This window comes from Aeromonas allosaccharophila, assembly GCF_016026615.1.
In the GTDB taxonomy this organism is placed as follows: domain Bacteria; phylum Pseudomonadota; class Gammaproteobacteria; order Enterobacterales; family Aeromonadaceae; genus Aeromonas; species Aeromonas allosaccharophila.
The window spans coordinates 4,371,774-4,385,358 of record NZ_CP065745.1 but is presented as its reverse complement, the minus strand read 5'-3'; the positions used below and the strand labels follow the sequence as shown (position 1 = coordinate 4,385,358).

General features: G+C 61.4%; 14 protein-coding genes. 5 read left to right on the top strand and 9 right to left on the bottom strand.

Annotated features, from left to right (window positions below):
* Positions 1 to 7 precede the first annotated feature (7 nt).
* The 7 genes from nusB to glyA form a co-directional block, all read right to left on the bottom strand.
* Positions 8 to 421, bottom strand: coding sequence for a transcription antitermination factor NusB (gene nusB / locus I6G90_RS20180; protein ID WP_042656704.1), 414 nt, complete (start codon positions 419 to 421; stop codon positions 8 to 10).
* A 14-nt stretch (positions 422 to 435) separates the two neighbouring features.
* Entirely contained in the window at positions 436 to 906 is a 471-nt protein-coding gene (ribH, locus tag I6G90_RS20175; protein WP_005338866.1) for a 6,7-dimethyl-8-ribityllumazine synthase, read from the bottom strand.
* Positions 907 to 1,191: 285 nt separating this feature from the next.
* Positions 1,192 to 2,301, bottom strand: coding sequence for a bifunctional 3,4-dihydroxy-2-butanone-4-phosphate synthase/GTP cyclohydrolase II (gene ribBA, locus I6G90_RS20170; RefSeq protein ID WP_058052396.1), 1,110 nt, complete (start codon positions 2,299 to 2,301; stop codon positions 1,192 to 1,194).
* Between the two features lie 149 nt (positions 2,302 to 2,450).
* Positions 2,451 to 3,104, bottom strand: coding sequence for a riboflavin synthase (locus I6G90_RS20165; RefSeq protein ID WP_197928956.1), 654 nt, complete (start codon positions 3,102 to 3,104; stop codon positions 2,451 to 2,453).
* A 55-nt stretch (positions 3,105 to 3,159) separates the two neighbouring features.
* Positions 3,160 to 4,269 carry a bifunctional diaminohydroxyphosphoribosylaminopyrimidine deaminase/5-amino-6-(5-phosphoribosylamino)uracil reductase RibD gene (gene ribD / locus I6G90_RS20160; RefSeq protein WP_197928954.1) on the bottom strand — a complete coding sequence of 370 codons (1,110 nt, stop codon included), beginning with the start codon at positions 4,267 to 4,269 and terminating at the stop codon, positions 3,160 to 3,162.
* Between the two features lie 301 nt (positions 4,270 to 4,570).
* Positions 4,571 to 5,020 (bottom strand): transcriptional regulator NrdR, encoded by a 450-nt coding sequence (gene nrdR, locus I6G90_RS20155; protein WP_005338880.1) that lies wholly within the window; start codon positions 5,018 to 5,020, stop codon positions 4,571 to 4,573.
* Between the two features lie 151 nt (positions 5,021 to 5,171).
* Positions 5,172 to 6,425, bottom strand: coding sequence for a serine hydroxymethyltransferase (gene glyA / locus I6G90_RS20150; RefSeq protein WP_197928952.1), 1,254 nt, complete (start codon positions 6,423 to 6,425; stop codon positions 5,172 to 5,174).
* A 58-nt stretch (positions 6,426 to 6,483) separates the two neighbouring features.
* Between glyA and I6G90_RS20145 the strand changes: the two genes are divergently transcribed.
* Together I6G90_RS20145 and I6G90_RS20140 are read left to right on the top strand one after the other, a co-directional pair.
* Positions 6,484 to 6,735 (top strand): hypothetical protein, encoded by a 252-nt coding sequence (locus I6G90_RS20145; protein WP_197928950.1) that lies wholly within the window; start codon positions 6,484 to 6,486, stop codon positions 6,733 to 6,735.
* Between the two features lie 15 nt (positions 6,736 to 6,750).
* Entirely contained in the window at positions 6,751 to 7,035 is a 285-nt protein-coding gene (locus I6G90_RS20140) for a hypothetical protein (protein WP_075114374.1), read from the top strand.
* A gap of 51 nt (positions 7,036 to 7,086) precedes the next feature.
* On the opposite strand, the gene torS is transcribed toward I6G90_RS20140, so the two are convergent.
* The gene (gene torS / locus I6G90_RS20135) at positions 7,087 to 9,909 is read right to left on the bottom strand and encodes a TMAO reductase system sensor histidine kinase/response regulator TorS (protein ID WP_197928947.1); all 2,823 of its coding nucleotides are present in this window, start codon (positions 9,907 to 9,909) and stop codon (positions 7,087 to 7,089) included.
* Between the two features lie 70 nt (positions 9,910 to 9,979).
* Between torS and torT the strand changes: the two genes are divergently transcribed.
* Both torT and I6G90_RS20125 read left to right on the top strand, forming a co-directional pair.
* A complete protein-coding gene (torT, locus tag I6G90_RS20130) occupies positions 9,980 to 11,026 on the top strand; it encodes a TMAO reductase system periplasmic protein TorT (RefSeq protein WP_197928945.1) in 1,047 nt (348 codons plus the stop codon).
* Positions 11,027 to 11,079: 53 nt separating this feature from the next.
* The gene (locus I6G90_RS20125) at positions 11,080 to 11,484 is read left to right on the top strand and encodes a GFA family protein (protein WP_139691970.1); all 405 of its coding nucleotides are present in this window, start codon (positions 11,080 to 11,082) and stop codon (positions 11,482 to 11,484) included.
* Positions 11,485 to 11,520: 36 nt separating this feature from the next.
* Here I6G90_RS20125 and torR read toward each other — a convergent pair whose 3' ends face one another.
* Positions 11,521 to 12,234: a two-component system response regulator TorR gene (gene torR, locus I6G90_RS20120; RefSeq protein WP_197928944.1), complete on the bottom strand. Its 714-nt coding sequence runs from the start codon at positions 12,232 to 12,234 to the stop codon at positions 11,521 to 11,523.
* A 145-nt stretch (positions 12,235 to 12,379) separates the two neighbouring features.
* On the opposite strand from torR, the gene torC reads away from it, so the two are divergent.
* Positions 12,380 to 13,546 carry a pentaheme c-type cytochrome TorC gene (gene torC, locus I6G90_RS20115; protein ID WP_005343495.1) on the top strand — a complete coding sequence of 389 codons (1,167 nt, stop codon included), beginning with the start codon at positions 12,380 to 12,382 and terminating at the stop codon, positions 13,544 to 13,546.
* Positions 13,547 to 13,585: the final 39 nt, after the last annotated feature.

Here is a 13,585-nt window from a genome sequence, read left to right as displayed (position 1 = left end):
AGCAGGATCAACGCTTGTTCAGCGACTTGATCACCTTGTCCAGTACACCGTTGACAAACTTGTGGCTGTCATCGGCGGCGAAGGCTTTGGCCAGCTCGATCGCTTCGTTGATGACCACGCGCGGCGGTACATCATCACGACGGGTCAGCTCATAGGTCGCCAGACGCAGGATCGCCTTGTCCACCATGTCCACTTCTTCCAGCGGACGGGAGAGGTAAGGTGCAAACACCTTGTCCAGCTCGTTGCAGTGGAGGGCTACCCCGAACAGCAGATCGCGGAAATAGCTCAGGTCTACACCCTTGGTGTCCTGATCGATCTTGAACTGCTCTTCGATGTCACCCACGTTAGCCTTGGTCATCTGCCACTGGTAGATGGCCTGGGTGGCGCAATGGCGGGCTTTACGGCGCTCAGACGGTTTCAATGTACTTCTCCTCGTTACACGTCCAGTTCTTTCAGGACGTTGATCATTTCGAGCGCTGCCAGTGCAGCCTCTGCACCCTTGTTACCCGCCTTGGTACCTGCACGCTCGATGGCTTGTTCAATGTTTTCAGTGGTCAGCACCCCGAAGGCAACGGGAATTTCATATTCCATCATTACCTGAGCCATGCCCTTGCTGTTCTCGTTTGCCACCAGGTCGAAGTGGTAGGTGCCGCCACGGATGACAGTACCGACCGCCACGATGGCGTCATATTGACCACTCTTGGCCAGCTTCTTGATGACCAATGGCATTTCAACCGCGCCCGGCACTTTTACCAGTGTCAGGTTGCTGTCCTGCACTTGACCTTGACGCTTCAGTACGTCCACCGCGCCGTTCACCAGACTGTCGTTGATGAAGCTGTTGAAACGGGCAACAACAATAGCAACGCGCGCCTCAGGAGCGGCGATATTTCCTTCGATAACCTTCATTGGAAATCCTGTATCTGTGCAATCAAAAGGGCCGGAGTCAAAAGTGCGCACATTCTAGCACAACAGACCCACGACAAAAACCATGGCCGCAATAGACAGCCATGATCGCGATTTAACCAGTCCGGCGAGCTGACTCGCCGATGTTTTCCACTACTTCCAGACCGAAACCGCCCGGAAGGGGATGGTACTTCTCTGGTGGAACTTTACTCGCCGACGTACTCAACCACTTCCAGACCGAAACCACCCGGAAGGGGATGGTACTTCTCTGGTAGAACCTTGAGTCCTTTACTCGCCGACGTATTCCACTACTTCCAGCCCGAAACCACCAAGGGCGTGGTACTTCTTCGGCGAGCTCAGCAGACGCATCTTGCTCACACCCAGCGCCTTGAGGATCTGGGAGCCGACGCCAACCCGGCGTGAAGTGCCCTGCCACTTGGCCCCTTCCGGTGCCAGCCCCTTGTCGGCCGCCTCAAAGCCCTTGACCCGGGCCAGCAGCTCCTCGCCATGGGACTCCGCCCCCAAAATCACCAGCACCCCGCCCTCGCTGGCGATACGCGCCATAGATTTGGGCAGCGGCCAGCTGCGGGCGGCGTGACGGTCGGTCAGCAGCAGATCGCTCAACACATCGTGCAGATGGACCCGCACCAGCGTCGGCTGATCGGCCTGTACCTCACCCTTTTTCAGGGCGAAGTGAACCTGATTGTCGATGGTGTCGCGGAAGGTGATGAGGTCAAACTCGCCAAACTCGGTGGGCAGCTTGCACTCGGCCACTTTCTCGACCGTGGTCTCGTGCTGGTTGCGGTACTCGATAAGGTCAGCGATGGTGCCGAGCTTGATGCCGTGCTGCTCGGCGAAGATCTCCAAATCCGGACGGCGCGCCATGGTGCCATCTTCATTGAGGATCTCGACGATGACGGAGGCCGCCTCGTAACCGGCCAGACGGGCCAGATCGCAGCCAGCTTCGGTGTGACCGGCACGGGTCAGCACGCCGCCATCCTGCGCCATCAGCGGGAAGATGTGACCCGGTTGCACCAGATCGGCCGCCTTGGCATTGGGCGCCACTGCCGCTTGCACGGTCACCGCGCGATCGGCGGCGGAGATACCGGTAGTCACCCCTTCGGCCGCTTCGATGGTCACGGTAAAGGCGGTGGAGAACTGGGCATTGTTGCGATCCACCATCAGCGGCAGCGCCAATTGCTTGCAGCGATCCCGGGTCAGCGTCAGGCAGATGAGGCCACGGCCGTAGCGGGCCATGAAGTTGATATCCTCAGGACGGACGCAGGAGGCGGCCATGATAAGGTCGCCTTCGTTCTCCCTGTCTTCGTCATCCATCAGGATCACCATCTTGCCCGCCTTGATATCGGCAATGATTTCCTGGGTTGTGCTCAGCGCCATGGGCTACTCCATCAGTGTGCTTGGGGGTTGAGCCTGCTGGCTCAACGCAAATGCGAGTGTATGTTGCTCTAGATTGGGGCGAGCGGCCCCATTTCAATCAGAGCGGGATCACAGAAAATCGTTTTGGTGGCCGGATTTAGCGTACACCGTCAGAGAAAACCGGCCTTGGCCAGCGTCTCCATGGTCAGGGTGGAGGCGCTGCTCTCCTGGGGCTTGCCCATCATCAGCCGCTCCAGATAGCGGGCGATCTGATCCACCTCGAGGTTGACCTTGTGACCCGGCTTCCAGCTGGCGATAGTGGTCTCCTGGGCGGTGTGGGGCACGATCGTCAGGCGGAAAAGGTCGCCCTGCACTGAGTTGACGGTGAGGCTGATGCCATCCACCGCAATGGAGCCCTTCTCGGCGATGTAGCGGGAGAGCTCGCCCGGTGCCTTGATCCAGTACTCGATGGCGCGGCCGCTGCTGGAGACGCTTTTCACTTCCCCGACCCCGTCCACGTGGCCGGAGACCAGATGGCCGCCGAGGCGGGAGGTGGGCATCAGCGCCTTCTCGAGGTTGACCCGATCGCCCACTCTGGCGGCGGTAAAGCCGGTGCGCGACAGGGTTTCCAGCGATACATCGGCGGTATAACTCTTGTCGCCCAGCGCCACAACAGTAAGGCAGACGCCGTTGGTGGCGATGGAGTCGCCCAGTTTGACGTCGCTAAAATCCAGGCTCGGCGCATGGACGGTGAGGGCCATGTCATCGCCCTGACGGCGCTGTTCGGCCAGGGTTCCCACCGCTTCGATAATTCCGGTAAACATGCAGATCACCTTGCTGATGAGGGGGGCAGATTATGCCCCCTTGAACATTGATAAATCAGGCTATTTTGGCGGTAATGCGAATATCCTGGCCGACCATGCGCACATCCTTGATATTGAGCTTGGGCGCCTGGAACAAGCGGGTCAGACCGGGCAGATGGAACAGGCCGCGCCCCTCATCCCCCATCAGTTTGGGCGCCTGATAGAGCACCAGCTCATCCACCAAACCCTTATCCAGTAGAGCGCCGCACAGCCGTGGCCCCGCCTCTATCAGCACCGAGTTGACGTTCTGCTTAGCCAGCAGCATGAACAGGCTGACCAGATCCAGCTTGCCATCCAGCAGTGGCAACTCCAGCTGCTGCACCCACGCAGGCCACTCGCCAGCTGCTTTGTGGCGGGCCAGCAGCACCGGGCTCTCGCTCTGGAACAGCGGCAAGTCGGGGGTGAGCCGATTTTGCGAATCGACGATGACCCGCAGCGGCTGGCGCAGGGTCTCCTTGGGATAGGCGGCCTTGACCGAAGGGGGCAGCTCGTCCCAGCGCACGGTCAGGGAAGCGCCGTCAGCCAGCACCGTCTCGGCGCTGGAGAGCACCACATCGTGGCGGGCCCGCAGCCGCTGCACGTCGCGGCGCGCATCGGGGGAGGTGATCCACTGACTCTCGCCGCTCGCCATGGCGGTGCGGCCATCGAGGCTGGCCCCCAGCTTGACGGTCACCCGCGGGAAGGCGGTACGCATCCGCTTGAAAAAGCCCGGGTTGAGCGCTTCGGCTTCACTCGCCAGCAGACCGAAATCGGTCTTGATGCCCGCCTCGGAGAGCATCCGCAGGCCGCGCCCGCCCACCTCGGGGTTGGGATCGACCATGGCCGCCACCACCCGGGCCACCCCGGCCTTGATCAGCGCCTCGGCACAGGGGGGAGTACGACCGTGGTGGGAGCAGGGTTCGAGGGTCACATAGGCGGTGGCGCCACGGGCGTTGTCACCGGCGGCGCGCAGGGCGTAGACCTCGGCATGGGGCTCGCCCGCCTTCTGATGCCACCCTTCGCCAACCACCACGCCATCTTTGACCAGCACGGCGCCAACACAGGGGTTGGGAGCCGTGGTGTAACGGCCGCGGCGGGCCAGTTCGAGGGCCCGACTCATCCATTGGTAATCATCTTGACTAAACATTCGGGCTCCTTTGACAACACATCTCGACTTTACGCAGTATCGTAGGTTCGATTAGCGCAGCGTAATCGGACGCGGCAACATGGGTGAGAATGGCGGTTTACTTCTCCAGCTTGGCAATCTCTTCGCCAAACTCGCGAATATCTGCGTGTCCTGAGGTAGAGAGGGGCAAAGCAGATATCCGCTTGCCCATCCGATACCATCATTTCTCCAATTTGGCGATCTCTTCGCCAAATTCGCGGATATCTGCGTGTCCTGAGGTAGAGAGGGGCAAAGCAGATATCCGCTTGCCCATCCGATACCATCATTTCTCCAATTTGGCGATCTCTTCGCCGAACTCGCGAATATCTTCGAAGCTGCGATAGACGGAGGCAAAGCGGATATAGGCCACCTTGTCCAGACTCTTGAGCTCATCCATCACCAGATTGCCCACCAGCTCGGAGGCAACTTCGCGCTCGCCGGTGGCACGCAGGCGCGATTTGATATGGTTGACCGCCTTTTCGATGGCCTCCATGCTCACCGGCCGCTTCTCCAGCGCCCGCAGAATGCCGGCGCGCAGCTTGTCTTCGTTGAACGGCTCACGGGAACCGTTGGACTTAATGACGCGGGGCATCACCAGTTCGGCCATCTCGAAGGTAGTAAAACGCTCGTGACAGAGCAGACACTCACGACGGCGGCGCACCTGATGGCCTTCTGCCACCAAGCGGGAATCGATCACCTTGGTATCAACCGCACTACAGAATGGGCAATGCATCGGACCTCCGGCGTTAATGGAACAGGGACCGGCCCGGCGGGCCAGGATCTTAGGTCGGCCAGTGTAGCACGGCCATCCAAAACCGGTAAAAGCCAGAAAAAACAATGCCACCCGAAGGTGGCATTGGTCTCAAACCGAACGATCCGGCTTATCAGCCATAAACCGGGAAGCGGCGGCAGATATCCAGCACCTTCTCGCGTACGGTGGCCAGCACGGCGTCGTTGTCGTGGTTGTCCAGCACGTCGCAGATCCAGTGGGTCAGCTGGATAGACTCGGCTTCCTTGAAACCGCGGCGGGTGATGGCCGGGGTACCGATCCGCACACCAGAGGTGACGAACGGGGAGCGCGGGTCGTTGGGCACGGAGTTCTTGTTGACGGTGATGTTGGCTTTGCCCAGCGCGGCGTCAGCGTCCTTACCGGTCAGCTCGCGGCCGATCAGGTCAACCAGCATCAGATGGTTGTCGGTACCGCCTGAGACGATCTTGTAGCCGCGCTCGATAAAGGTCGCAGCCATCGCCTTGGCGTTTTTCACGACCTGAGACTGATAGGTCTTGAACTCGGGCTCCAGTGCCTCTTTGAAGGCAACGGCTTTACCGGCGATGACGTGCATCAGCGGGCCACCCTGACCACCCGGGAAGACGGCGGAGTTGAGCTTCTTGTAGAGCTCCTCGTCGTCGGCGGCGGAGAGGATCAGACCACCGCGCGGACCGGCCAGGGTCTTGTGGGTGGTGGAGGTGACCACGTGAGCGTGGGGCACCGGGTTCGGATAGACGCCAGCGGCAATCAGGCCAGCCACGTGGGCCATGTCGACGAACAGGTAGGCACCGATCTTGTCGGCGATTTCGCGCATGCGAGCCCAGTCAACGATACCGGAGTAAGCGGAGAAGCCACCGATCATCATCTTCGGCTTGTGCTCAATGGCCAGACGCTCCATCTCGTCGTAGTCAATCTTGCCGGACTCATCGATGCCGTAAGGAATGATGTTGTAGAGCTTGCCGGAGAAGTTGACCGGAGAGCCGTGAGTCAGGTGACCGCCGTGGGCCAGGTTCATGCCCAGTACGGTGTCACCCGGTTGCAGCAGCGCCATGTAGACGGCGCTGTTGGCCTGGGAGCCGGAGTGCGGCTGCACGTTGGCGTAAGTGGCACCGAACAGCTCTTTGGCGCGCTCGATGGCCAGGGTTTCGACCACATCCACATACTCGCAACCACCGTAGTAACGCTTGGAGGGGTAACCCTCGGCGTACTTGTTGGTCAACTGGGAGCCCTGGGCTTCCATGACACGGGGGCTGGTGTAGTTCTCAGACGCAATCAGCTCGATATGCTCTTCCTGACGACGGGTTTCGTCTGTGATGGCCTGCCACAATTGCGGATCATAATTGGCGATGGTCATGTCACGTTTCAACATCCGTTTCTCTCCTGAAAATCGTTTGCGCATTAGGTGAAGTGGGCGTGGGCATTGTAACGTGAGCTGGATCAAAGAGACAGTCCAACCACCTAAAAAAATGTTGAATTTATGTTGTAAAAAGCAAGATTCCCTCCCCGTTCAATACCCTGGCCCCTTCGCCAAAAGAGACATTTTTCATCCCGCGGTTGGGCGGGCAAAACCCGAAGGGGATCACAACGCCGTAGTGATCCATCCTGTAACATATTCATTCAAAACAAATTTAATGATGATGGAGCTGATTGCCGCCACCCGCCCGAAGGGCGACATCTGACCGGAGGAGTTCAAGATGGACCATCTGCTGACATTCGTGATCCTGGCTGTCTTTTTTCTGTTCTACTGGGTCTACTACACCAGCCAGCGCAAACATGTTTCCACCACCTCGTGGGATCAGCTCCCCACCAAAGCCGAATATCTGGCGGCCCACCCGGAAGCTGTCGATGGCGACATCATTTTCTGTCACCACTGCGGCCACCACGAGTTGCTGGAGGTGGGCATGGTGCACCTGACCGATTTTCGCCGGGAATGGGTCTGCGCCAAGTGCAAGCAGGTACTGTTTCGCGAAATAGAATAACGGCGCAGGGGCTGGCCACCATCTCTGAACGTTGTACATAGCAAGCAGGGATCAGGGCTGCGCATCCCTGTTGGCCGCCAGCCACTGCTGTAACCCGCTCACCGCCGCGTCAAATTGCGCCCCGATTGCCGCTGGCTCCCCGCCTCCCGCCTCAAGGGCCGCGCAGTGGCTGGCAAAACCGGTCAAACCCAGCGCCAGCGCACTCCCCTTGAGCTTGTGTGCCAGTTGCCGCTGCTGACTGCCATCCCCTTGAATCAATGTATCCACCAACACCCGCCCTTGCGACTCAAACAGCGCGACAAGCTGGCGGATCCGCGCCATGCCGAGCAGGGGCAGATCGGCGTCCAGCACCGGATTGGCCCACTCGGGCCGGTTGGCAGAGGGCGCGGCAGATAACAGCACAGGCAGCTCGATGGAGGCCCCCTCTTGCCGAAACAGCCGCTCGATGGCGTTCGCCAGCACCGCCAGCCGCACCGGCTTGCCGACAAAATCGACAAACCCGACGGCAAGGCAGTGGCGGATATCCTCCGGATACATCTGGGCCGAGATGGCGATGGCGGGCAACGGCCGCTCATGCATCTCCTCGCTGATGGCGGCCAGATCCTCGCGCAGGGTGATGCCATCCATGTCGGGCAGGTTGATATCGAGCAGCGCCAGCTCGAAGGGACGTTCGGTCACCAGTGCCAGCGCGCTGCGACCATCCTCGGCCAGGGTGACGCGATGGCCGAGGCGAGTCAGCATGCCGTGCGCCACCAACCGGTTGATCTCGTTATCCTCCACCAGCAGGATGTCGCGGGACTGGCCGAGGTGCAACGGCTGCGCCTCGGTGGGCAGTTGGGCGCTCGAACGCTGCAACGGCAGGCTGAAGCTGAATTCACACCCCTTGCCCGGTTCACTGGCAAGGCGCAGCTCGCCCCCCATGGCAGCCACCAGCTTGCGGCTGATCGCCAGTCCCAGCCCGGTGCCGCCCTGATGGCCCACGTCTCGTTGGCGCTGGCGAAACGCCTCGAACACCGCCTCCTGCTCATCGGCCGGAATGCCGGGGCCAGTATCGCGCACTACGAAGCGGATGCAGGGCTCGGCGCAAGGGCCGTGACAAACAAGGGGCGCCACCGTCAGGGTAATCTGGCCACGGGCGGTAAACTTGACCGCATTGCCGAGCAAATTGCCGAGCACCTGCCGCAATTTACCCAGATCCCCCTCGACCACAGGCGCCAGCCCAGGCGCATATTCCAGCGCCAAGGTGACCCCCTTGGCCGCCGCCTTTGGCCGAAACAACGCGCTCAGCTCATCCACCAGCTGGAACAGGGGGAAGGGTTCGCGGCGTGCCTCCACATGGCCCGCCTCGATCTTGGAGTAGTCGAGAATGTCGTTGAGGATCTCCAGCAGGGATTCACCACTGTGCTCAATGGCGGCCAGATAGCGCTGCTGGGTTTCGCTCAGGTGGGTATCTTCCAGCAGCGTCAGACCGCCCAGAATGCCGTTCATGGGGGTGCGGATCTCGTGGCTCATGGTGGCGAGAAACACCGACTTGGCCCGGTTGGCCTGCTCTGCCTCAGCGCGAGCCTGCCGCTGCTTCTCCACCTCTTCGTTGAGCCGCTCGTTGGCGTGGCTGAGCTGGCCGGTGCGCTCCTCGACCCGCGACTCCAGTTCGCGCTGATAGCGGCCCAACTCTACCGCATTGTCACGAAACACCTGCAAAGCTCGACCCAGCTCCGCCAGCTCATCACGGCCCGCCCCGGCGATAGGCTCAAGGGGAGCCAGTACCCCGCGGGCCAACCGGCTCATCCCCGCCACCGCCCGTTGCAGCGGCCAGACGATCCGGCCGTAGACCATGCGCCACATCAACAGCATCAGCAGTACCAGCGTAAGCAGGCCAATGGCCATCAGCGCCTGCTCCAGCAGCCTGAGACGCTGGCTTAGCGCCTGCTGGCTCTGCCCCAGCGAATCGCGGGCACGGCTGACCAGCTCACCGACCTGCTGGTTGAGGCTGCTCATCAGGGCCTCATTGGCATTGGCCAGCACCCGCAGCGCCTCTCCCTTGCCGAGCCAGTCGCTGCGCAGTTGCATCAGCTTGTCACTCTGCGCCAGCACGGTCAGCGCCTGCTCCACCGCCTGCCGACGAGCCGGATCGGTCACCGCCCCGGCTCGCAGTTGCAAGATGGCCAGCTCCCGCTGCCCCTCTTGCAATAGCGTTTGCAATTGTTCCTGCCGTTCGCTGCGCCACATCTCCTCAATACGCTGCTGCTGCATCAGGGTGCGATGACGCAGCTCGGTCATCTGCTCCAGCCAGTCGAGATCCTGCTCCAGCAAGCGATCCAGCGTCAGGGCCGCCTGCCCCCCTTGCTGTTGGTAGAGGGAACCCAATCCCGCCACCATCACAGTTTCGGCGTTCTCCATCTGGCTGCGCGCCAGCTCGGCGATCTGTCCGGCCGCCGCCACCAGACGGGCCCGCTGCGCCTCCCCCTGCGTCATCAGGGTCAGGCGCTCCCCCACCAGCCAGCCCTGCTGACCCAGATTGCCGATGATGCTCTGACTGAGCTGATCGAGGCTTGTTGAACCCTGCCCACGGCCAAGTTGCGCCAGCACCTGCTGCAGCTGTTGCCCCTGCAGGGTGAGCAAACGCCCCTGATGCTCCCGCTCCTGCTCGCTGGTCGAGGTGGCCAGCAGCCTCGACGCGCTCTGGATCTCGCCGCTGAGGCGAGAGAGCGTGCGCGCCAGCTCCTGATCGGCCAGAGTCTGCTGCACTCCTTGCTCCAGCTGGCGCAGATGGCTAAGCCCCACCCAGCCCAGCAGGGAGGCACTCAGGGTAAGCAACGCCATCAGGGAGAAGGCCAGCAGCAACTTGCCACCCAGGCCGGAAAAGATTCTCACGGGAAGTCCCTTGGTTGTGGTCGGCTTTGACCGGATAATATGGCCCAACACTTTAACAAAACCCCTGACCATGCGAAGCGTCTATCTCTCCCCGTTGTTGCTGATCTGGTTGCTAATGCTTCCCCGCGCCGCCCTCGCCTTTGCGGTCGATCTCTGGCCCGGCGGCGAATTCAGCGGCCAGCCGGTGCGCCAGCAGTGGCCGGAACCCGCCGCCGCAACCAAACCGCTGACCCTCTGCGCCCTCTACCCCCATCTGCGCGACGCCTACTGGCTCTCGGTCAATCAGGGCATGATGGACGAGGCGAAACGGCTGGGAGTCAAGTTGCAGATCCACGAAGCGGGGGGCTACGGCGCCCTCGCCGAGCAGCGCCAGCAGTTGCAGCGCTGCGTGCAGGAAGGCAGCGACGCCATCTTGCTCGGCGCGGTGAGCTATCAGGGTTTGCGCGAGGCGATCAAGGCCACGCCGCTGCCGGTCTTTGGGCTGGTCAACGATCTGCCCACTGGTCTGGTGCAGGCCAAGGTGGGAGTCTCCTGGTACCAGATGGGCTGGCAGATTGGCCACTGGCTGGCGCAGCGCCACCCCGCCGGCAGCAAGTCGGTCTCGGTCGCCCTCTTCCCCGGCCCGCAGGCGAGCGGCGGTAACAACTTCGTGGAGCCGGGCTTTGCCGACGCCATCAAGGGGAGCGCCATCAAGCTGGTCACAACCGAGCGCGGCGACAACAGCCGGGAAATCCAGCGTACGCTGGTGCAGCAGACTCTGGCCCGCTATCCCGACCTCGACTATCTGGTGGGGGGCGCCATCGCCGCCGAAGTGGCGGTCAACGAGCTGGCGCAGCGCCATCTCGATCGGCCCCAGGTGCTGAGCACCTACTTCAGCCACGGGGTGCAGCGCGGCTTGCGCCGGGGCAAGATCCTGGCCGCCAACAGCGATCAGATGCGGCTTCAGGGGCGCCTTGCAGTCGCTCAGGCGGTCTGCCTGCTGCAACACCCGGATGCCAGTGCCGAGCAGTGCCCGCGGGTAATGGGGCCACCCATTCTGACCCTGTCTGCGCCACTGGCCAACCCGGCCGACTCCCTCTCGGATGGCGCTTTTCGTCCCGTCTATCGGGTCGAATAACTGGCGGCTCGAATAGCCGTCCAAAATCCGATTAGCACACTCAAGGAGAAGAGATGAAAGAGTTACATGCCAGCTGCCTGTGCGGCGCCGTCGCCCTGACCCTGCCGGATCAATTCGACTATATGGGCAACTGCCACTGCAGCGAATGCCGCAAGTTTTCAGGGGGAGATTACGCCTCGGTCGGCGGACTGGATGGCAACAAGGTCACCATTATGAAGGGAGAAGAGGCCATCAGCCGCTACCGGAAATCGGCAGAGACCACCCTGGCCTTCTGTCGTCACTGCGGCTCCAGCCTGTTCAGCCAGAAGAGCAGTAGCGGCAAGATCAACCTGCGCCTCGGGGTACTGGACGATGTGCCAAGCCAGCGGCCCGCATTTCACATCTTTGTCGGCTCCAAGGCGCCCTGGCATCAGATTGGTGACGACTGCCCGCAATTTGATACCCGCCCGCCGGTCTGATACCCGGTCAAACAGGTCAATGCCACCGCAACGGGGTCAGGAGGCTATCTCGCCGGCAAACAGATAGCCTTCACCATGGACGGTGACAAACAGCTGGGGATCCCGCGGATCCGGTTCCATCTTGCCGCGCAGCCGCCGGATCAACACGTCTATGGTGCGATCGCTCGGGCCATCGCCGCGATGGCTGATGAGGGTCAGGATCCGCTCCCGACTGAGCACCCGCCCGGCATGGGCGACAAAGGCCACCAACACTTCATATTCGGCCTTGGTCAGGCGCACCGGCACTCCGTCCTTGCTGAGCTGGCGACGGGGGATGTCAAAACGCCAGGGGCCGAAGCGCACCGCATCGTCAGCCACCGCAGGCTCGCTCGGCGCGGCGGTGGCCAACGAGATCCGCCATAGTAGATTCTTGACCCGCACCAGCAACTCCCGCAGCTCGAACGGCTTGGTGACATAGTCGTCGGCTCCCATCTCGAGGCCGACAATCTTGTCCACCGCATCGCTGCGGCCGGTGACCAGAATGATCCCCACCGTGCTGCGCGCCCGCAGTTCACGGGTCAGCAGCAGACCATCTTCCCCCGGCAGGTTGATATCCAGCATCACCAGATCAACCGTCTGCTCCGCCAGCACGGCGCGCATCTCCTGGCCGTTTTCGACCGCCGTCACCCGATAGCCCTCCCGCTCGAAATAGCCGGTCAGCTTCTCGCGGGTAACCGCATCATCTTCAACAACCAGAATGTGGTAGCTCATGGGCAGGGTTCACGATGGTCGACAAGGGAGGATTATTCTATTCACATTTTGTCATAAATACCCCTATTTCATTAATTTGTGGCGGCAGCCCTGTTCACAACGCCTCCCTATCATGGCCCCCATCAAAAAAGTGATGTGAGAGAGCATGATGAAAAAACTGTGGCACTTCCTGCGCACCCCCAGCCGCCGCTGGTCGGTACTGGCGCTGCTTCTGGTGGGCGTCGGCGTCACCCTCGCGGGCACCGTCGGCCTGCACTACGGCTTTGAGAAAACCAGCAGCCTCGAATTCTGTATCTCCTGCCACTCCATGAAAGACACCGTCTATCCGGAGTACAAAGAGTCCATCCACTTCAAGAATGCCTCAGGGGTACAGGCGGTCTGTACCGACTGTCACCAGCCGAAGGACTTTGTCGGCAAGGTGGCCCGCAAGATGGAGGCGGCCAACGACCTCTATCAGGAGTACATAGGCCACAGTATCGACACCCAGGAGAAGTTCGAGGACCGGCGCCTGCATCTGGCCGAGAAGGTGTGGGCACGGATGAGCAGCCAGAACTCCAAGACCTGCAAGTCCTGCCACAGCTACGACAACATGGATCACGCCAAGCAGTCCCCGGCGGCCGCGCTGGCGATGAAAGATGCGGCGGCGAAGAACATGAACTGCATCGAGTGCCACAAGGGCATCGCCCACGAACTGCCCAACATGGCGGGCGGCTTCCGGGCCACTTACGCCACCCTGGTTAACGACGCGCAAGAGGCGCCAGCCGCCGAGACCCTCTACAACCTGGGTGAAAAAGATCTCTATGCCAGCGAACAGAGCACCGACCCGGTCGGCAAACTGCTGCCTGCCTCCCGCATCGACGTGGTGGACCGCAGCGGCGATCGCCTCAAGGTGACCATCGAAGGGTGGCGCGAGAGCGATGGCAAGGGCCGGGTGCTGAGCGAATACATGGGCAAGCGGGTCTTCGTCGCCACCATCCGTGACGAACTGAAAGCGAGCGAGAAAGTGCTCAAGCAGGAGACCGACAGCGCCACCCATATCAAGTGGGAACAGGTTCAGGTGCAGGCCTGGGTCGATGGCAAGGGCTTTGAGTCCTCGCTCAAACCGATCTGGGATTACGCTGGCGAGATGTACAAATCCACCTGCAACTCCTGCCACGGCGCGCCGGATCCCGCTCACTTCACTGCCAACGGCTGGATCTCGGGGCTCAAGGCGATGTCTGCCTACTATCGCCTGAGCAAGGAAGAGGAGCGCACCCTGCTCAAATACCTGCAAAACCATGCCGCCGATACCGGTGGTCAGGGCAGCCACTAATTCCGGATTCGAGTTCCGGATCCGAGAGAGGAATAACAA